Consider the following 19,678-nt stretch of genomic DNA (forward strand, 5'->3'; position numbering starts at 1 on the left):
TCCTCCCTCTGCGTCAGGTGGTGGCGAGATGCGGCTGCGCGCCACCGCTGGACAGCAGATCGCTCGCCTCGTCGATGGGCAGGTCCGCGTCGAGGTGGGCGCCGAGGCGCAGCCAGTCGTAGCCGATCTCCAGGGTCTGCCGCCATCCGTCCGAGGAGTCGAAGGAGGACGGGAAGCTGTGCGCGCCGATCGTGTGCCGGACCAGGGCGACGAAGTCGTCCAGCGCGGTGAGCGCCGCGCTGCCCTGGGCCGTGGAGGCGATCGTGAGCGTCGCCAGGTGCCGGGCCTTCGCCCGGATCTCGTCGGTGTCCGCTCCCGCCGGAAGGAGGGACAGCCTGCGGACGACCTCGGAGTCCGGGGGCAGCGGGTTGACACCGTAGGCGCTGAGCACGCCGCGCAGCGCGGCCCGCAGTATCCTCCGGGCGCTGAGTTCGGCGACGCTCCACTGCTCGCGGTCCAGGGCGCCGGTGAGGTCCTCGCGGGCGTTCTCCACCAGCACGTTGGACCATACGAGGGTCATGGCGGCGGCGCTGAACCGGCGGGCGGGCATGGGCACGAGATCGATGCCCTCCTCACCGCCGACCGCCGCCCCGCCCACCGTGACGATGGGCCGCGCGACACTCGGTGGCGGTGTGACGGGGCCCGACGGAGCGGCCAGCGGCATGGCGGGGACGATTGGGCCCTCGCCCTTCCACGCCACCTTCACCAGACCGAAGCGGAGGAACTGGGCGATCTGCGGGCCCGCCTGTGGTGCTCCCGACGCGTCCGCCACGGCCACTACGCTCCCCAGGGGCCGGCCGAAGACGACCGAACGCCAGGCCCGCGCCGCGCGGTCGCCGAGGACGAACACATCCTGCTTGTCGCGTACGACATGCACACGGTCGCCGGTCTGCCAGGTGGTCACCCCGGTGGCCCTGGCCACGGTGATCCGCTCGGCGTCGGGTTCGGCGCCCGCCACGCCCAGATCGGCCGTGAGCCGGACGCCCGCGGTGCTGTACTCGGCGGGGTCCAGGCCCGACGCCTCCACCGAGGCGAGCGTCCGGTACCGGTCACACAGCGACAGGTCACCGAGGCGGTCCAGCTGCATGGGCAGCCACTTCGGCTCCAGATAGGTCTCTCCCCGCCCCGCCGCCCAGGACTTCACCGCCTGCAGCAGTCCGGCCTCGGTCCATGCCGCGGCCTCTTCCTCCTGGCCGAGCTCCCGCAGGGCGAGCGCGTAGCGGATCGACTGGCGTGCGTGGTGCGCCCACCACTCCCGCATCGTGTCCTGGAAGTCGTCGAAGGACATCAGCCCCTTGACCTTCGCCACCAGGTCCGGATTGCGCAGCGGAAAGCTGCGCAGCAGACGCTGACAGCGGTTCAGCAGATCCTCCGGGACGGCGCCCACGTGGTCGCGCGCGTCGGTCGTGATCGCGGAGAACTGCTCGGCGAGCTGCCGCACGGAGCGGGTCCTGACCTCGACCCGCCGCCCGTCCAGGAACAGGAGCGAGGGCATGGTGGGCAGGTCGGCGTCGCTGTCGGCGATGAGCAGGAAGTCGATGTCCGACGAGGAATTGCCGAAGCCCTCGGCGATCGAACCCTCGAGGACCACAGCGCAGTTGGCGACGGAGTGGATCTGCGGAATGGTCTTGTCGAGCAGGTTCTGCAGATAGTCCTCGCTGAGGATCACACGGGCCTCCCGGTCGTGACGTGGGCCGTCTCGCGGACGCGCGCGTCCCCGAGTCGGCCCGCTCGCAGCTCTTCCCACATGTGGCGACGTCTCGGCTTGCCGCTGGACGTCTTTCTGATCAGCCCGCTGCGGCCGGTGACGACGGTGATGGCGACCTCGTCGCCGAGCGCGCTGCGCAGGACGAGCGTGGCATCCTCCACCCACGCGCCCTCGGCCTTCTCCGCGAACAGCGTCACCGAGGTGCCGCCGGTGCCCTCGACGCCGACGACCGCGCACTTCTCCCGGGCGATCCCGGTCGCGGAGACCACCTTCGCCTCCAGGTCCTCCATGTAGACGCTGCGTCCGCGCGCCTTGAGGCTGTCGCCCATGCGGCCGAGCACGAACAGCTCGCCGCGGTGGAAGAACCCGGCGTCCCCGGTCCTGATACCGCCGTCGACGAACCGCGTGGAGCCGGTGCGCCCGGCGTGGTAGCCGCTCGTCACCGAGGGGCCCGTCACCTCGATCTCGCCGAGGTGGCCGTCCGGCAGGGCCCGCCCCTCGTCGTCGACCACCGTGGCGCCCACTCCGTCGCCGGGGCCGCCGCAGCCGATCAGCCAGCCGTCCTCAACGTCGGAGGGCGTCTTCGCGGAGCTCGCGAACTCGCCCGCGAACTCGCCCTCCTCGTCGATGGTGACGGGGCCTCCGAAGTGCAGCGTGCCGGTGTCCACGCGCACGGTCGGCGCGGGAGCGTCGGAGGTACGGACGGTCACCGCGAGTGTCGCCTCGGCGAGCCCGTACGACGGCAGGTAGACGGAGGGGGAGAATCCGGCGGGTGCGGCGAGCCTGGCGAAGTGCTCCAGCACACGGGGGTTGATGGGTTCGGCGCCGACGATGACATTGCGCCACGCGGACAGGTCCAGGTCCGCGAGCCGGTCGCCGAGCCGCCGGGCCGCGTACTCGAACGCGAAGGGCGGGGCGGCGGTGTGCGCGGCGACGGCGAAGCACCGCAGCCAGCGGGCCGGATCGCGGATGAACTGTTCGGGGCGCATGAGCCACAGATCGTCCTGGACGCTCACCGGGGTGAGCAGACAGCCGATGAGCCCCATGTCGTGGTGGAGCGGCAGCCAGGAGGCCCCGGCGTCGCCCGCGCGCCAGCCGAGTGTGCTCCGGATCAGTGCGAGGTTGGCCTCCAGGTTCGCCCAGGTGACCCGGACTCCGCGGGGGCGGCTGCTGGAGCCCGAGGTGAACTGGAGGAGGGCGAGTTCGGCGGGTTCGCGGGGCTGGATCTCATCGCCGTCATCGCGCCAGATCCACGGCTCACGGTCGGTGCCCGCGGCGGCCAGTACCCGGGCGGCCAGGGGGGCGAGGCCCTCGGCGGTGATGGTGACGGCGGCCTCGGTCTGCCGCAGGATCCCGGCCGCGTGCTCCACGTACTCGGCCTCGGCGGCGAACGACGGCGGGGGGATGAGGCAGACCGTGGCGCCCGCGGCCCAGACACCGAAGAGCGACGACAGACACGGGAAACCGGTGGGTAGGAGGACACACACCACGTCGCCGGGGCGTACCCCTCGGGCCGCCAGCGATCCGGCCACCCGCCGTGCGGAGGCGGCGAGTTCGGGGTATCCGTGGAACTCCCAGCCGCCTCGGTCGTCGGCGAGGTGGATGCCTCGGCCGTGGAGGTCTCCGGCCGTCCGGGGAGGATCCGTCAGCCAGGAGAGCAGTGTGTCACTCACTCTTCGCGTCCTTCGCCTTCCCGGCCTCGGCCCCACTGTCCATTCCGGCCCCGGCCTCGGTGCCGGTTTCGGCCGGGGTGTCGTCGTCTAGGAACGTGATCGCCCCCGTACCTCCGTCCACCCTCAGCCGCATACCGGTCTCCATCTCCGTGACCGCGCCCTTGACCTGGACGACCGTCGGAATGCCGAGCTCACGGGCGACGATCGCCACATGCGTCAGCGGGCTGCCCCGCTCGATGATGAGCGCCGAGGCGGACGGCAGTGCGGCGACCCAGCCCGGATCCGTGCGGTAGGTCACCAGGACCCCGCCGTCCACATCCACCGGAGTGTCCGTGACGACGGCGCGGGCCTCGACCACACCGGGGCAGGACGGGGTGCCGCGCAACTCCCGGACGCCGGTGCGCGCCACGCCGCCCCTCACAAAGCCGGCCCGCTCCAGATTGCCCCGCCAGTAGGCGGCCCCCCGGGTGGTGAACCGGGACGGCGCGGACAGCTGCTCGTCCTCGGCCCGCTGACACTTGCGCAGCTCCACGAGGCCGCGCAGATCGGTGTGCGCCGTCGTGCCCTCATAGGCGCCCCGCAGCTCCTCGAGGCGCAGGAAGAAGACATCGTTCCAGTGGTCGATCGCCCGCATCCCGGCGAGATCGCGGCCCATGGCGCGCAGCATCCGCTTCGCCGAGCCGAAGGCGCGGGTGCGGCAGAACCTCAGCCGCTCCCGGTTGTAGAGGGAGGTTTGTGCCTTGCGGCGGACGACGTTGTAGAGCATCCGCCGCGGTCCGCGCAGGTGCTCGTCCAGATAGGCGTCGGCCTTGTCACCGGAATTGGTGTCCACCTCGGGCAGCGCGGCACGCACCATGGCGAACAGGGTCGACGGATCCTCGCGCAGATCGGGCACTTCGAGCTTGAGTTCGTCGAGGCTGCGGTAGCCGTACGCGGCGACGTACTCCTCCACCGAGGCGAGGAACGCGGTGTGGCCGCCGTCGCGCAGCGCCTGATGGGTGTCCGCGGCCGGGGTCTCCTGGATGAGGCGGCTCAGTTCGGCGTCGTCACGGACGGTGGCGGCGAGGGCCGACAGCGCACGGGCGGGTTCGATGGACTCCACCCGGGAGCCGGGGCTGGCGGCGCTCCAGGTGAGCCACTCGGGGGCGTCGGGCAGCCAGCCTCTGTTCAGCAGGGCGAGTGCGCCGATGGACCAGAGAATCGTCGCGTCCAGGGTCTGCATCGGACCCCACTTCTCCAGCAGATCCTTCTCCAGGGCGCGGAATCGCCGGTAGACGTCCTGGCCCTCCATCGCGTCGTAGTCGACGTTGTCGAACTCCTCGTACGCCTTGTAGAAGTAGGCCATGAATCGTTCGACAGAACGGTTCATGGTGAGGAAGCGGCGTACGAAAGCGGCCACCGTCCTCGCGCGGGACAGCCGACCGCGTAAGGAAGAGGAGAAGGTGTACGGGTAGATGGTCTCGGCCATTTCGTCGTCGAGTGGCTCCTCGACGCCGATCGCGACCTCCAGTACTTTCCTGTTGAGTTTGTACAGTGGCGCAATCCGCACCATGCGATACCAGTGGAGCAGGTTGTAGTACACCCGGCCATGGAAATAGCCAAGCATATGGGGAGCCCATTCCTCGATCTCGCGCAGTGCGGCGGGCGGGACCCGGAGACCTCGGGCGTAGTATTCGTAGACCCTGCCGTAGACATTGGCCGCGAAGCTGTAGGTCAGCGGTGAAACGATTCCGGAGAAGCTCTCGATGATGTTGGCGTTGTCCCAGATCCGGAGTTCGCCTTCGCTCGGCCCCAACTCATCGCCCGATGGCTGGATCGCATCCGGCAGCGCGGTGATGGGGCGGGCCTGTAAAATCCACAGGGCGTCGTCCGCGAACGCCCACTCGATGTCCTGCGGAGTGTCGAAGACCGTCGCGATGTGCGCCCCGGCCTCGTGCAGCCGCGCTATGTCCTTCGGCTCCAGCGACAGCTTCTCCCGGTCGGCCCGCTCCACTTCGGCGATCAGATATCCGGAACCGGCCGGATCCAGGCGATAGCGCTCCTGCTTGTCGCCCAGCACGGTGTCGTCCACCGCGCCCGTGGCGCCGTCGAGGACGACGGTGTCGGCGTCCACCGCGCCCGAGACCAGGCCCTCGCCCAGTCCGTACACGGAACTGATCACATACTGCCGCCGGTTGCCGGTCACCGGGTTGGCGGTGAACATGACGCCGCTGAGCTCGGCATCCACCATGTCCTGCACCACGACGGCGATGCCCGCGTCACGCAGTGGCAGCCCGTGGCGCAGCCGGTAGTGCAGCGATCGCTCGGAGAACGCCGAGGCCCAGCACTTCTTGACGTGCGCTGTCACTTCGGGGAGCCCGGACACGTTGAGGAAGGTGGCGAACTGTCCGGCGAAGGAGAGCTCCGAGCCGTCCTCCTCGACACCGGAAGAGCGCACCGCGACCCGGGGGCGCCCCACATGCGAATATGCCTCTTCGACGACCGACGCGGCGTCGTCGCTCAACTCCCCCGACTCAATGATTTCGGCCAACTGCCGGGAGATTCGTTTCACATTGTCCTGAGTGACCTCGGCGAGCAGATCCTCGATGCGTCCCGCCTCGTCAAGTGCGGCGATGAATTCCTGGAACACATCGAGCCCGACGACTGCCCACCGGGGGACGGCGAGCCCGTTCCTGGAGAGCTCATGGAGATTCTTCCCCTTCCCGCCCGCCAGCTTCGCAGCCTCACCTGGGAGGCTGTCGTCGACTATGGCTCGCATCGGTTTCCTTGACCTCCGGGCACGCATGTCGCGAAACACACCCCGCTTGATCACGAGGAAGTTTCACCGTACCCCACGGGTCTGGCGATTGCGATCCGTCCCCCCTCTTTTGCAAGGCCACTTCATGACGTCCTGATTCAAGACGCCGTGAGACTTTGGCTGGTTGCTACGCATTTCCCTAGCGATTGCCGGCCGGCTCCCCCTGGTGCCCGGCCTTCGCCGGGGGTAGTAGTGAGCTGGTAACGCTAGGACCCTTGCCATTGCTCCCGCCCGTTTCCTGCCCCCCACGCCCTTTGTTCTCCCCGGACGGTGGCGAATCCCTGGTGGGCCGCACAGTGGCCACTAGTGGCCGCTACCGACTAGTGGCCGCTACCTCGTGGACGCCGGAGAACCGAGCGGACGCTGGACAACTGGAGAATACCGATGTCCCTCCTTCCTCCCGGCTCCCGGCAGCCCGCCCTTCTGCAGACCATGCGCATGCGCGACCCGGTCCACTACTTCGCGTCACTCCGGCGGCGCTACGGTCCGGTGTTCCGCATGCAGCTGATCGGCTTCCCGCCCCAGGTGGTGGTGTCCACCGCGGAACTCGCCGCGGAGATCTACAGCACGGACGGCGACGGCAACCGGGCCGGGGCGCTGCGCGCGGGATACGTGCCCTGGCTCGGCGACTATTCGCTGTTCACGAACGACGGCGAGCCGTGGTGGCGGCACCGCAAGCTGCTCAGCCCGGCCCTGCACGGCCGGTCCATCGCGAGCTACCCGGACCTCATCGCCGAGATCGCCGCGGAGGACATCCGGACGTGGCCGCTCGGCAGGCCGTTCGCGCTCCAGGAGCACATGCAGGCCATCACGCTGGAGGTCACCCTGCGGCTGGTCTTCGGGATCCGCGACGTCACGCAGCTGGCCCGGCTGCGGGCGTTACTCCTCACCCTGTCCAAGGCCAGTGGCTCCCCGCTCCTGTTCCTGATGCCCGCGCGACTGCGGGCATGGGCGGAGAAGTCACCGCTGGCGATGCGCATACCGGTCCTGCCCACGACCCGCACCATGAAGGCCGGCGCGGCGGTGGACGAGATCCTCTTCGCCGAGATCGCCCGGCGCAGGGACGAGGCGGACAGCGGCGCCACCGATGTGCTGGGGCGGTTGCTCCAGGCGCGGGACGACCAGGGCCGCTCGATGAGCGACCAGGAGATCCGCGATGAGCTGCTCACTCTGTTGGAGGCCGGACTCGAGACCACGGCGACGGGCCTCTCCTGGGCCTTCGAACGGTTGATGCGTTCCCCCGACGTACTGCGGCGGCTGCGGGAGGAGTTGGAGCGCGGCCAGGACGACAGCTACCTCGAGGCGGTCGTCAAGGAGGTGCTGCGGCTGCGCCCGGTGATCACCGGTTCGGGGCGTCTGCTGGACAAGCCGCTGCGGCTCGGCGGATACGAGATCCCGGCCGGGTGGGTGGCCATCCCCATGTTCTCGCTCATCCACCAGGACAGCGAGGCGTATCCGGACCCCGAGGAGTTCCGGCCGGAGCGGTTCCTCGGCGAAGCGGCCCAAGCGGCGCAGAAGTCCTTCCTGCCGTTCGGTGGCGGCCGACGCTACTGCGTCGGCGCGCAACTCGCCATGATGGAGATGAAGGTGATCATTCGGGAGGTGCTGCGGAGGGTGGAGCTGACCGCCGCCGACCCCGCGCCGGAGGCCCAGCGCATGTGGCACGTCACCCTGGTCCCGGGAAAGCGCGCCGTCGCGGTGGCCCGCGAACAGCCCCTGAACCGCGCGCCGTTGAGCGAAGAGCCGAGGTGCCCCGTACACCCGGCCCCGTCCGAATAGGCCATCACTCGCGCGGGGCGGCGGCGAGTCGGTCACCGAGGGGACTTCGCCGGTACAGCACCTGCCGCCCGTGGCGCGCCCGGGTGACCAGCCCGGTGGCGTGCAGGACGCGCAGGTGCTGGGACACGGCGCTCGGAGTCACCCTCAGCCGGCGGGCGAGCTCAACCGTGGGCAGGGGCTCCTCGAGGAGACCGAGGAGCCTCGCCCGTGGCGCGCCGACGAGTGACACCAGCGCGGCCGCGTCGTGGCTGGGCGCCGAGGCCCACAGCGTCGCCACGCCACGGCTGGGGTAGACCAGCGACGGAGGTTCTTCCGGGCTCAACGGGGGCGCGGGCTTGTGCGCGAAGACGGAGGGCAGGAGGAGCAGACCTCGGCCGGATGCCACGACACGGTGCCGGCTGATCATTTTGGCGATGTGCAGCACCCCGTCGTGCCAGCGCAGATTGGGATGCATATCGGCGAAGAGCAAGCGGGCGCCTCCCATGGCCAGTTGGCGCGCGCGGTAGGTCATGTCCGCCTCCACGACGAGTCGCATCCGCGGCCACATCGGCTTGACGGCGATCTCCCAGTACTGGCGCAGGAGAGCGCAGATGGTGTCGCGGAGTCCGGCGACGGACGCGTCGTCGGCGGCGGTGGCATCGCGCAGCGCCGGGGGCGGCGGGTCCGGCGCGTGCGTGGCCAGCAGATCGCGGCGGACCAGGCCGGGAGGGGTCTGGCGGACGACGGCGAGTTCGTCCTCGAAGGCCGGGGCGAAGCTCGCCGGCCGTGGAGTCAGAAAGTCCGGAAGGGTGCGTCGCCGCGCCACCAAGGACATCAGCAGGTCGGTGTCCAGGTCGCCGAGTCTGCCCAGCACGGATCTGCGCCACGACAGATGTACCGCGGACAGGCTCGGGTCGTGCAGCACCCGCAGGCTGAACACCGTCTCGTTCAAGGGCGATACGGCGAACCGCGTGTCCGCCAGATCCTCGACATCGAGCACAAAGCTGATCATTAAGCCATACGCTACATCGATTGGCAGCGGGGCTCCGGTGCCATGGACTTCGGCCCATGACACATCCCGCGACACATCCCACGACACATTCCGTGAGACACCCCCTGAGCCACCCCCTGCGTGTGCGGCCCCCGCGTGTGCGGACCACGGCCGGATGAGCCGCCGCATGGTCCTGCTCCTCGCCATCACCTGCGCGGTGGCGGTGGGCAACATCTACTTCCCGCAGGCCATCGGCCCGCTGGTGGCCGACGGGCTGAAGGTGTCCGCCGATTCGGCCGCCGTGGTGGTGACCGCCACCCAGGTCGGCTACACGGCCGGAATCGTCCTGCTGGTGCCGCTCGGCGACCGGATTCCGCACCGTACGTTCCTCGTCGTCCTGCTCGGCCTCACCGGCCTGGCGCTGCTCGCCGCGGGTTGCGCACCGGCCCTGCCGCCCCTCGTCGCCGCCAGTGCTCTCGTCGGCCTGACCACCGTGGCGGCGCAGATCGTCGGCCCGCTGGCGGCCGGTCTCGTGGCCGCCGACCGCCGGGGAGCGGTGATCGGCACCCTGCTGAGCGGATCGACCGGCGGCATGCTGCTGGCCCGCACCTTCAGCGGCACCCTCGGCGATTGGCTGGGCTGGCGGGCCCCGTATCTCGTGGCCGCGGTCCTGGCCGTGCTGCTCGCCACCGTCCTGGCGTTCACCGTCCCCGCCACGACCCCGACTTCCCGGCAGTCCTACCCCGCCCTCCTGGCCGAACCGCTGCGTCTGCTGCGCACCGAGCCGGAGTTGCGCCGCTCCTGCTGGTACCAGGCGACCGTATTCGCCGGATTCTCGGCCGTCTGGACCTGCCTGGCGCTGCTCCTCACCAGTCCCGCCTACGGGCTCGGCGCCCAGGCCGTCGGCATGCTCGCGCTGGTCGGCGGGGCGACCATGCTGTGCACTCCGCTCGTCGGGCGCCTGGTGGACCGGCGAGGGCCCGATCCGGTGAACCTCGTCTGTCTGCTCGGGGTGCTCCTCTCCGCCGCGGTCCTCGCCGCGGGCGCCCTGGGCGGGACGCCGGGCCTGGCCGCCCTGACGGTCGGCACACTGCTGCTGGACATCTCGATGCAGTCCGGCATGGTGGCCAACCAGGCCCGCGTCTACGCCCTGCGCCCGGACGCCCGCTCCAGGCTCAACACCGCCTATATGACCTGCGCCTATCTGGGCGGCAGCGCGGGTTCCTGGCTCGGGGTACGCGCCTGGGGCCGGTCCGGCTGGTGGGGCGTGTGCGCACTCGTCGCGCTTCTCACCGTCCTCGCCCTGGTCCGCCACCTGCCGGTCCTGCGCCGACCTCGGGGGAGCCTGCCGGTTCCGGCTCAGGCTCCACGCCGTAACACGGCCCCTACGCCGCCGGACCCTCCCCTCGCAGCGCGGTGAGGAGCTCCCTCGTGGTGAGGATGGCATGGGCGAAGGTGGGGCCGTTCAGCTCGTGCGCGGAGTGCATCATCTCGGGTTTGAAGGCGGCTGTGGCGTCGCGGACCAGTGTGACGTGGTAGCCCAGCTCCATGGCGAACCGGCCGGTGGACTCGATGCAGGTGTTCGCCAGCAGCCCGACGAGGATCACATGAGAGATGCCGTGCTGCTTGAGCTGCATATCCAGGTCGGTGTTGGCGAATCCGCTCTGGGACCAGTGTTCCCGGGCCACCACCTCCCCCGGCCCCGGCTGGAAGTCGGGGTGGAACTCCCCGCCCCAGGTGTCCCGGGCGAAGGAGTGGCTCACCATGATGTTCCGCTGGGTCGGGTTGGGGTGGTCCCACGACTCGTAGTCACCCGGCTCCCAGCGGCGGTGCGGGACGAACACCACCCGCACCCCGGCCTGCCGGGCGGAGCCGACGATGGCGCGCAGATTGTCCAGCAGACCTACCTCCCGCGCGACGCTCTCCACGGCCGGCCAGATCTTGCCTCCCTCGGAGAGGAAGTCGTTGTAGGGATCGACCAGCAGCACCGCCGTCCGCCGGGGGGCATAGGTCTCGGCCATGACGTCTCCTCCGTGGGCTCGTGGAAGATCACTCATCGCCTGAACAGGCACATCCCGAAGGCTCCGAGTACCCATCCGTCGCCCTTCGAACGCCGCACGGCATACCCACCCACTTCCGGGAGGCCCTCGGCGCCTCCTATAGTAGGTAGACCTACCTACCTAATCTGTCAGGGTGTATGCGATGAGTGAGACGGGCGTGAGGACGTCGGAGCCCGGGAGGCGGCGGCCCGCGCGGGAGCGTCTGCTGGCGGCCGCCGCGCGCCGCTTCTACGCCGACGGCGTGACGGCGACCGGAATCGACACGATCACCGCCGAAGCGGGCGTGGCGAAGATGAGCCTGTACAACAACTTCTCCTCCAAGGCCGATCTCGTCAGGGCCTATCTCGACGCCCGCCACGAGGAGTGGCTGGCGATGTACCGGTCGCGGCTGGAGCGGGCCGAAAGCCCCCGCGACGGCGTCCTCGCGGTCTTCGACGCCTACGCCGATCACGCGGCGTTCGCCTACGAGCGCGGCTTCCGCGGCTGCGGCCTGCTCAACGCGGCCGCCGAGCTGCCCGCGGGGGACGACGGGCGGACCGTCGTGCGCCGCCACAAGGAGGAGGTCGAGCGACTGATCGCCGGTCACCTCGAGGAGCTGCTGCCCGAGCGCCCCGACGACGCCCGGACGATGGCGGAGCACCTGGCGTTCCTGCTGGAGGGCGCGATGGCGCGCGCCGGTCTGGAAGGGGACGACAGCCGTCTGCGGCACGCCCGCGCGATGGCGGCGGCCCTGCTGGACCGGCTGTGACGGCCCCCGGACACGGCGCCCGCCCGGCGGGCGCCGGATCGTTGTGCGTGCTCGCCGCGTCCGTACTGTGGGGCACCACCGGCACGGCGGCCACCTTCGCCCCGGACGTCGGCCCGCTCGCCATCGGCGCCGTCGCCATGGGCCTCGGTGGGCTGCTCCAGGCTCTGTTCGCCGCTCCCCGCATCGCCCGCCAGGCCCCGCGGCTGCGTGCCCGGCGTGGCACCGTACTGCTCGGCGCGGTCGCGGTGGCGGCCTACCCCCTGGCGTTCTACAGCGCGATGCACCTGGCCGGAGTGGCCGTGGGCACGGTGGTGTCGATCGGCATGGCCCCGCCGGCCTCGGCCGTGATCGAACGCGTCATGGACCGGCGACGGCTGACCCGCCGCTGGAAACTCGGCGCCGCCCTGGGCCTGCTGGGCACCCTCATGCTGTGCGCGGGCCAAGCCGCCGGGGCCCCTGGCAGCGCGGAGCAGACATCCACGGCCGCCACGGTGGTCGGTGTGGGGCTTGGCCTCGTGGCGGCCACGACCTATGCCCTCTACTCCTGGGCGGCTCACCGCCTGATCACCCAGGGGATCACCTCGCGCGCGGCGATGGGTGCGGTCTTCGGCGTGGGCGGACTGCTCCTGGTGCCGGTCCTCCTGGTCACCGGCGCCCCGCTCCTCGACTCCGGGTCCAACATGGCCGTCGGGGCGTACATGGCGCTGGTGCCCATGTTCGCGGGTTACGTCCTGTTCGGCTGGGGGCTGGCGCATGTGCCCGCCAGTACGGCGACCACGCTCTCCCTGCTGGAACCGGCCATCGCGGCCGTCCTCGCCGTGCTGGTCATCGGCGAACGCCTCCCCGACGCGGGCTGGGGCGGTATGGCACTCGTCCTCGCCTGTCTGGCCGTCCTCACGGCCCCGGCGGGCGTCTCCGGGCGACGCCGAGAGCGGCGGGACGGCGTGACGCCGCCGCGGCGCACAGCGGTGGAGCACACCGTTGCCCGGTCGGACCCGGCGCCGTAGCGAGGCTCCGGCCCGACGCCAGGGCGTCCGCCGTGCGGTGATGTCATTCAGCCCTTCGCGGGCCGGAAAACCTCTCCGCGAGCTCGCGATGCTTTTCGGCGGCCAGCTTGGCCTGGGCCGTGCTGATGGCCGATCCGGCCATCCCTCCCAGACGTTCGATCTCGCCCGCGAAGCGCAGATGCTCCTGCCACGCATGCTCACGGCAGGCGAGGCAGGTGACGTTCTCCGGGCGGGGCGAGGTCATCGCGTACGGCGCCCGCAGTCCGCATCCAGTGTCGACGAGGCTCGGCAGGTCACCGGCCAGGCCGAATGTGGATGCCATCATCTCGCGGACGGCGGCCACTCCGCGGACGACCTTCGACTCGACATGGATATGCGGATCGTCCCCGCCCAACGCGTCCTCCTCGCCACGGCGCGTGGCCGACCGGGAGTGCTCCCGGTCGGCCACGGAGTGCGGGACGAGTCTCCCACGTCCGCGCGCCCGCCGGGTCAGGTCGCGGTCGCGGACGCCGCCGCGCGGCCCGCGGTGCGGCCCGAGAAGAGGCAGCCGCCGAGGAAGGTGCCCTCCAGGGAGCGGTAGCCGTGCACTCCTCCCCCGCCGAAGCCCGCCACCTCACCGGCCGCGTACAGGCCGCCGATCGGGTGGCCGGAGGCGTCCAGGACGCGGCCGGAGAGGTCGGTCTGGAGGCCGCCGAGGGTCTTGCGGGTGAGGATGTTGAGGCGCACGGCGATCAGCGGTCCGGCGCCCGAGTCCAGGATCCGGTGCGCGGACGCGGTGCGGCTGAGGGTGTCCCCGGGGTAGGCGAGCGCGTTGCGGATGCCCATGACCTGGACGTCCTTGGTGTACGGGTTCTCGATCTCCCGGTCGCGGGCCTCGATCTGCCGTTTGAGGTCCGCCAGGTCGATCAGGTTGTCGCCGGTCAACTTGTTCATGCCCGCGACCAGTTGGGGCAGGGAAGTGGCGACGACGAAGTCCTCGCCCTTGTCCCGGAACCGCTGGATCGGCTCGGGGGTCTGCCAGATGCGGGAGAGGAGCTGCAGGATGTCCTTGTTGGTCAGGTCCGGGTTCTGCTCCGAGCCCGAGAGCGCGAACTCCTTGGCCATGATCTTCTGGGTGGTGACGAACCACGAGTAGTCATAGCCGGTGGCGGTGATCGATCCGAGGGTGTGCAGGGTGTCGTAGCCCGGGATGTCGGGGCTGGAGAATCGTCTGCCCTTCGCGTCGAACCACATCGACGACGGGCCGGGCAGAATGCGGATGCCATGGCCCGGCCAGATCGGGTCGTAGTTCCTGAGGCCCTCGGTGTAGTGCCACATCCGGTCGGGGTTGACGATTCGTCCGCCCGCCTGCTCGGTGATCGCCAGCATGCGGCCGTCCACATACGCCGGGACGCCCGTGACCATGAACTTCGGCGGCGAGCCCAGCCGGTCGGGCCAGTTCCGGCGTACGAGGTCGTGGTTGGCGCCGATACCGCCGGAGGTGACGATCACCACCGGGGCGTTGAGCTCGAAGTCGCCCACCACGGTGCGCGAGGTCTGCTTGCCGCGGGCGGCGTCGCTCGGCTCCAGGATCGAGCCACTCACCCCGGTGACGGCGCCACCGGTGACGATCAGCTCGTCCACCCGGTGACGGAACTTGAAGGTCACCCGGCCGTCCTTCGCGGCGGCCCGCACCTTCTTCTCGAACGGCTCGACCACGGCCGGACCGGTGCCCCAGGTGACATGGAAACGCGGCACCGAGTTGCCGTGGCCGTCCGCGAGACCGCCGCCGCGCTCGGCCCAGCCGACGATCGGGAACCATCGCACACCGAGTCCGTGCAGCCAGGACCGCTTCTCCCCGGAGGCGAAGTCCACGTACGCCTCGGCCCACTTGTGGGCCCAGTAGTCCTGGCCACCGGGGTCGCTGACACCGCGGTCGAAGCCGGCCGTGCCGAGCCAGTCCTGCCAGGCCAGTTCGGGGGAATCCTTGATCCCCATCAGCCGCTGTTCCTCGGAGTCGACGAAGAACAGGCCACCGAAGGACCAGAACGCCTGGCCGCCGAGGTTGCTCTCGGGCTCCTGGTCGAGGAGGAGCACCTTGCGCCCCGCGGCGGCCAGTTCCGCCGTGGCCACCAGGCCGGCGAGCCCGTGGCCGACCACGATGGCGTCCGCGTCCGAGGACGCCCCGGAGGCGGCGAAGGCCGGGACCGCCGCCTGGGCGAGCGCGGCGCCGGCGAGCACCCCGCCCGCCGCCGTCAGGGCGCGGCGGCGGCTGATCCCGCTGGTCCCGCTGGCCCCGCTGATCCCGGCGGGCGACGCGGAATTCTCTGTGGAGTTCTCCATGAGCTGCCTTCCGGAAGGGGGTTCGGAGGGTGCGGGAGATACGGAGGGGGTCGCCGGGACGGAATCGTGTTACCGGCCGGCAACGTGTTACCGACGGTAGCCCACCGGGTGCGAGGCCGCCAGAGTTCTGCTCACCAGAGCAACTCCCGCTCGCGACAGGGGACTTCGGGAGTTCAGCGACCGTCCGGCGACATCTCGGCCGAGGCACTCCCCCGTGGCGAGAAGGCGTACAGATCGAGGATGTCGGGCAGCGGTGCCACCCCGGGGCCGCCCGCCCGGACCCAGGCCACGATGTCCTCCGTCGCGTCCGGGTCGTTGACCAGACCGAGCCACACCGGCCGGCCCCCGGCGGCCCGTCCGGCGGCCGACGGCTGCACCACGATCACATTGGCCTGGTCGCAGACGTCCAGACACTCGGAGACGCGTACAGGCGCCTCCTCGCCGAGCCGCGCGAGCTGGGCGGCGTGGTCGACGCCGGTCACCTTGGGACTGCCGCAGCAGCAGTCCCGGCACACGGTCACCCGGCACGGCAGTGGGTCGGTCGGCCTTACGGGCACGCCGCATCACCCCTACTCCGGGGAAGTCCGCCCCGGTGTCGTCGCTCGAGGAGGCGACCGCGTGAGTCTCCTGGCTCCCGGGTCGATGCTCGTCCCGGCCTTCCCACCCGCGTAAGCGGGCAGTGGCCTGTTCGGGATCCGCTCGCCGATCACAGTGGCGGTACCGCGCCGGATTCACACCGGCTTCCTCGTTCCGCCGTCGCCTTTGTCGCCCGGCATCATCGCATCCCGGACCCCACCACACCACGCGGCCCCGGCCCCCGGCGGGGCGACGGGCGGCCCGGCGTCAGTTCCGACGAAGGCCGGAGCCACCCGGAGAAGCCGGGGCTTGACGTCGAGGGCCGGCGGGACCCGATGGCCGATCGTGTCTCACGTATTGACTTGCAGAAGCGCTTCACCAAGGATGTGCCACACAGTTTGCAGAAGCGCTTCTGCTGCGCAATCCAGGAGGTATGTCGTGTACACATGGCCTGACATCAGCATCGACCGGCTCCGCACGGAGCGGCGCGAGCGACTGACCTCGCTCATGCGGGAGCAAGGCCTGAGCCACTTGGTTCTCACCGGGTTCGATCACATTCGGTACGCATCCGACTACCGTACGCAGATAATCGCGGAGGCGTTCGACTGGTTCGCCGCCGTGGTCGACGCCGACGGAGTCATCGAGCTCTTCGTGCCTTGGGCGGATGAGGACGTCAAGCAGCCCGACGCCGATCTGCCGTGGATCCGAGCGATCCACCCCATCCCGTCGTGGGCGCCGGCGGTCGGGCACCCCGTCTACTGGACCACCCACGTGGCCCAGGCGCTTACCGGTGCGAGCCGGGTGGGTCACGAGCTGATCGACCCGCAGGTCCTGGACGGGCTGCGGGCCGCCTCGCCCACCACCGGTTTCGTTCCGGTCGGACACCTGCTGTACGAGCTGCGGATCGAAAAGACAGTGGAGGAGATCGCGCTGCTCGATGCCGCGAGCAAGGTCAACGCTCGCGCCGCGGAAGCTGCCCTGCACACGGCCGCCCCCGGTCTCGCCGACTTCGACGTCCTGGCAGCCGCCATGGCCTCCGCGCAGCGGGACGGAGCGGAGTTCCTGTCGCACTCGCTGTGTAACCACCGCCGCGGCAGCGGCACCTGGTTCGGCCAGGGAACAACCTTGCGTGAGGGCGATGCGTACTTCTTCGACATCGGCCTGTACGGCGCCCATGGCTATGCCTCCGACATCGCCCGCACCGGCTTCGTGGGGGAGCCTCCGAAGGCCGTCGCGGACGCCTACCGCACGCTGATCACGGCCCATCACATCGGTGAGGAGGCCGCGAAACCGGGCGTACGCGCCTCGGAGGTCGACGCCGCGGTCAACACCTATCTGGAGAGTCGAGGACTGCCGCGCACCCCGTACGCCATGGGCCACGGCGTGGGCCTGCGGGCCTGCGAACTGCCGACGATCTACCGTTCCCATCTCGTCGACCGCGACTTCGTCCTGCGGGAGAACAGCGTTATCTCCCTGGAGCCGGAAACCGGCGTGAGGGTCGGCGACCAGTTCGTCCTGCTGAAGGTCGAGGACAACTACCACGTGCGCGCCGACGGCCTGCGCCGCCTGTCCGACGCCGGCTACGGCCTGGGGCTGACGTGAGCGCACCCATCGGACCGGCCCGGGAACTGCGGGTGGTGTTGGCCCAGCTCACACCTCACCCGGCGGACGTCGTTGCCAACCTCACGCGCCTTGAGACCCTTGTCGGCCAGCATGCGCAGGCCGAACTGATGGTGTTCCCCGAGCTGTTCCTCACCGGCTACAACCTCGACGCGGTCCACCAACTGGCCCTCGCCCCGCAAGGCGACGTGGTCGTGCGGGTACGGACGCTGGCACGTCACTGGCGCACCGCCATCATCGTCGGCTTCGCCGAGATACACGGCGACAAGGTCGCCAACTCCCTGGCATGCATCGACAGCGACGGCTGTATGACAGGCATCTACCGCAAGACCCACCTGTTCGGCCGGGAACGAGACCACTTCACCGGCGGCGACCGACTCCCTGTCGTCGAGCTCGCCGGGATCCGCGTGGGACCGATGATCTGCTTCGACATCGAATTCCCCGAACCGGCACGGACACTCGCCCTCGACGGCGCACAGCTGCTGGTGAGCGCCGCGGCGAACATGGAGCCCTACGAGCCCGACCACCATCTCGCCTCTCGCGCCCGAGCCCTGGACAACCGGCTGCCCCACATCTACGTGAACCGCACTGGGTGGGAGAGCCCGTTCGTGTTCACCGGCCACTCTCGCATCGTGGCCGCCGACGGCTCCGTCCTTCTGCAGTTGGGCGCCGACGAATGCGTGGCCTCGTCCCGCGTGACCATCGATGCCGGGACCAGCGAGCCGACCGACTACCTCAATCAGCTACGTCCCGACCTGTACGGCGGGGAGCTGCGGACAGCGCCAGGCTGACAGCCGACCCACGGGAGCACGTCATGATTCCCCCTCCACACGCACCACCCCACCCCTCGGACGAGGACCAGCTCGCCGCGCTCGGCTACACACAGCAACTTAAGCGCGAGCTGGGCTTCTGGACCAACTTCGGCCTCGGCTTCGCGTTCGTCTCGCCGGTCGTGGGCCTGTACTCCATCGTCGGCGCGGGCATGTTCGCCAGCGGCCCCGCGTGGATCTGGGCCCTGCTGATCGCCCTGAGCGGGCAGATACTGGTGGCCCTGGTGTTCGCCGAACTCGCCTCACAATTCCCCATCAGCGGCGGCATCTACCAATGGAGCAGACGCCTGGTCGGCCCCCGCTACGGATGGTTCTCCGGGTGGATCCACTCCTGGACACAGATCATCACCTTCACTTCCGTCAGCTACCTCGGCGGCTTCTGGATGGCCGCACTCTTCGGCCGCCACCCGGACGCGACCGAGCAGCTCCTTTGGGGATTTGGTGTGCTGCTGCTGGTCAGCGCCATCAACCTGCTCGGGCAGAACCCCCTGAAGTACTCCGTCAACGTCGGTATCGCCGCCGAACTCATCGCCAGCATCGCCATCGGTCTGCTGCTCCTGCTGTTCTTCGCCGAGAACGACTGGTCGGTGCTCCTGCACGACCTCGGCGCGAGCCACAACTGGAACGGTTCCGCCGCGGAAGGGTTCCTTGCCGCCATCGCCGTCGCCGGCTGGGCCTTCGTCGGCTTCGATGCCTGCTCCGCACTCTCAGAGGAGGTCAAGGACCCGCGCCGGCATGTGCCCCGTGCCCTGCTGATGTCCCTCGTAGTCGTCGGCCTGGTCATCGTGATGAACGCGGTAGCGGTCATCCGGGCCCAGCAGGGCGTGACGGGACTGGTTCAGGTACTCAGCGTCGACCCGCTCACCCCGCTGGTCACCGACGCCTTCGGAGCGTGGCTCAGCAAGCCGTTCCAAGCCGTGGTCCTGGCATCCTTCCTGGCCTGTGCCATCGCCATCCAGACCACCGCCACCCGCATACTGTTCTCCCTGAGCCGCGACCAGGCGCTACCCCTGTCCCGCCATCTGCAGAAGGTGGCCCCCAATCAGGTCCCCGCCAACGCGGTACTCACCACCACCCTCATCGGCGCAGTGATCCTTTGCGTCGGGCTCAACGGCTCCGCCGTCAGCACCCTGATCGCCTTCACCTCCGGTGGCTTCTACGCGTCCTTCACCCTCGCCGTCGCAGCCGCTCTGTGGGCCCGGCTGCGAGGACGCTGGGATCCCGGCCTCGGCGCTTTCCACCTCCGTGGCTGGGGACTGCTTGTCAACGTGATCGCCGTGATGTGGGTTTGCTTCGAGACCGTCAACATCGCCTGGCCCCGGCCCCAGCTTCTGGCCCCCGATGCCCCCTGGTACCTCGAATGGGCCGTACCCCTGATTGGCCTTGGCCTGACCCTCACCGGCGCCCTCTACCTGGCGCGCAACCCCCGCCCAGGAGTCCCTGTCTCCACCGAGAAGACTGACACCGCCGCAGCCGTCCCGCAGTAACCCCTTCAGCTGACACCGCTGAACCGAGCCTGTCATGCCGCCGAACCCGGCGTGCGTGACAGGCTCCTGCCGCTCACCGGCGCCACCCAGCTACCTCACGG

At 70.1% G+C, this 19,678-nt stretch carries 15 protein-coding genes and 1 riboswitch; of the genes, 7 read left to right on the forward strand and 8 right to left on the reverse strand.

The features are described 5' to 3' along the window. Positions 1-13: 13 nt before the first annotated feature. From J2Z30_RS40000 to J2Z30_RS40010, 3 genes are read right to left on the reverse strand one after another with little or no spacing between them, the layout of a single operon-like run. Positions 14-1,669 (reverse strand): hypothetical protein, encoded by a 1,656-nt coding sequence (locus J2Z30_RS40000; protein ID WP_044567189.1) that lies wholly within the window; start codon positions 1,667-1,669, stop codon positions 14-16. After that, positions 1,666-3,381, reverse strand: coding sequence for an AMP-binding protein (locus tag J2Z30_RS40005; RefSeq protein ID WP_044567190.1), 1,716 nt, complete (start codon positions 3,379-3,381; stop codon positions 1,666-1,668). Before J2Z30_RS40005 ends, J2Z30_RS40000 begins: the two co-directional genes overlap by 4 nt. Next, positions 3,374-6,139: a phosphoenolpyruvate synthase gene (locus J2Z30_RS40010; protein WP_078956423.1), complete on the reverse strand. Its 2,766-nt coding sequence runs from the start codon at positions 6,137-6,139 to the stop codon at positions 3,374-3,376. Before J2Z30_RS40010 ends, J2Z30_RS40005 begins: the two co-directional genes overlap by 8 nt. Before the next feature lie 423 nt (positions 6,140-6,562). Here J2Z30_RS40010 and J2Z30_RS40015 point away from each other — a divergent pair, with 423 nt between their 5' ends. Next, positions 6,563-7,957: a cytochrome P450 gene (locus J2Z30_RS40015; protein ID WP_044567191.1), complete on the forward strand. Its 1,395-nt coding sequence runs from the start codon at positions 6,563-6,565 to the stop codon at positions 7,955-7,957. A 4-nt stretch (positions 7,958-7,961) separates the two neighbouring features. Here J2Z30_RS40015 and J2Z30_RS40020 read toward each other — a convergent pair whose 3' ends face one another. Continuing rightward, positions 7,962-8,948: an ArsR/SmtB family transcription factor gene (locus tag J2Z30_RS40020; RefSeq protein WP_044567193.1), complete on the reverse strand. Its 987-nt coding sequence runs from the start codon at positions 8,946-8,948 to the stop codon at positions 7,962-7,964. A gap of 154 nt (positions 8,949-9,102) precedes the next feature. Here J2Z30_RS40020 and J2Z30_RS40025 point away from each other — a divergent pair, with 154 nt between their 5' ends. After that, positions 9,103-10,347 (forward strand): MFS transporter, encoded by a 1,245-nt coding sequence (locus tag J2Z30_RS40025; RefSeq protein ID WP_044567194.1) that lies wholly within the window; start codon positions 9,103-9,105, stop codon positions 10,345-10,347. On the opposite strand, the gene J2Z30_RS40030 is transcribed toward J2Z30_RS40025, so the two are convergent. Beyond that, a complete protein-coding gene (locus J2Z30_RS40030; protein ID WP_044567197.1) occupies positions 10,313-10,948 on the reverse strand; it encodes a cysteine hydrolase family protein in 636 nt (211 codons plus the stop codon). The two genes, J2Z30_RS40025 and J2Z30_RS40030, sit on opposite strands and share 35 nt — an antisense overlap. A gap of 181 nt (positions 10,949-11,129) precedes the next feature. Here J2Z30_RS40030 and J2Z30_RS40035 point away from each other — a divergent pair, with 181 nt between their 5' ends. Together J2Z30_RS40035 and J2Z30_RS40040 are read left to right on the forward strand one after the other, a co-directional pair. Then, positions 11,130-11,735, forward strand: coding sequence for a TetR/AcrR family transcriptional regulator (locus J2Z30_RS40035; protein WP_044567199.1), 606 nt, complete (start codon positions 11,130-11,132; stop codon positions 11,733-11,735). Next, positions 11,732-12,742, forward strand: coding sequence for a DMT family transporter (locus tag J2Z30_RS40040; protein ID WP_372453384.1), 1,011 nt, complete (start codon positions 11,732-11,734; stop codon positions 12,740-12,742). The genes J2Z30_RS40035 and J2Z30_RS40040 overlap by 4 nt, the downstream gene beginning before the upstream one ends. Positions 12,743-12,785: 43 nt before the next feature. Here the strand turns inward: J2Z30_RS40040 and J2Z30_RS40045 are convergent, their stop codons facing one another. The 3 genes from J2Z30_RS40045 to J2Z30_RS40055 all read right to left on the reverse strand — a co-directional run bounded on the left by J2Z30_RS40045 (position 12,786) and on the right by J2Z30_RS40055 (position 15,621). Beyond that, positions 12,786-13,190 carry a hypothetical protein gene (locus J2Z30_RS40045; RefSeq protein ID WP_308280232.1) on the reverse strand — a complete coding sequence of 135 codons (405 nt, stop codon included), beginning with the start codon at positions 13,188-13,190 and terminating at the stop codon, positions 12,786-12,788. Positions 13,191-13,231: 41 nt separating this feature from the next. Further along, positions 13,232-15,064 carry an FAD-binding dehydrogenase gene (locus J2Z30_RS40050; RefSeq protein WP_044567201.1) on the reverse strand — a complete coding sequence of 611 codons (1,833 nt, stop codon included), beginning with the start codon at positions 15,062-15,064 and terminating at the stop codon, positions 13,232-13,234. 173 nt (positions 15,065-15,237) lie between these two features. Beyond that, positions 15,238-15,621, reverse strand: a complete 384-nt coding sequence (locus J2Z30_RS40055) for a hypothetical protein (protein ID WP_078956425.1) — start codon at positions 15,619-15,621, stop codon at positions 15,238-15,240. A gap of 48 nt (positions 15,622-15,669) precedes the next feature. Then, positions 15,670-15,847: riboswitch (cobalamin riboswitch) on the reverse strand. Between the two features lie 231 nt (positions 15,848-16,078). Between J2Z30_RS40055 and J2Z30_RS40060 the strand changes: the two genes are divergently transcribed. From J2Z30_RS40060 to J2Z30_RS40070, 3 genes are read left to right on the forward strand one after another with little or no spacing between them, the layout of a single operon-like run. Further along, positions 16,079-17,242, forward strand: a complete 1,164-nt coding sequence (locus tag J2Z30_RS40060) for a M24 family metallopeptidase (RefSeq protein WP_044567203.1) — start codon at positions 16,079-16,081, stop codon at positions 17,240-17,242. Next, positions 17,239-18,051 carry a nitrilase-related carbon-nitrogen hydrolase gene (locus J2Z30_RS40065; RefSeq protein ID WP_052701151.1) on the forward strand — a complete coding sequence of 271 codons (813 nt, stop codon included), beginning with the start codon at positions 17,239-17,241 and terminating at the stop codon, positions 18,049-18,051. The genes J2Z30_RS40060 and J2Z30_RS40065 overlap by 4 nt, the downstream gene beginning before the upstream one ends. A 23-nt stretch (positions 18,052-18,074) precedes the next feature. Beyond that, positions 18,075-19,577: an amino acid permease gene (locus J2Z30_RS40070; RefSeq protein ID WP_209469036.1), complete on the forward strand. Its 1,503-nt coding sequence runs from the start codon at positions 18,075-18,077 to the stop codon at positions 19,575-19,577. The last annotated feature ends 101 nt before the right edge of the window (positions 19,578-19,678 follow it).

Source organism: Streptomyces iranensis (genome assembly GCF_017874715.1).
Taxonomy (GTDB): Bacteria; Actinomycetota; Actinomycetes; order Streptomycetales; family Streptomycetaceae; genus Streptomyces; species Streptomyces iranensis.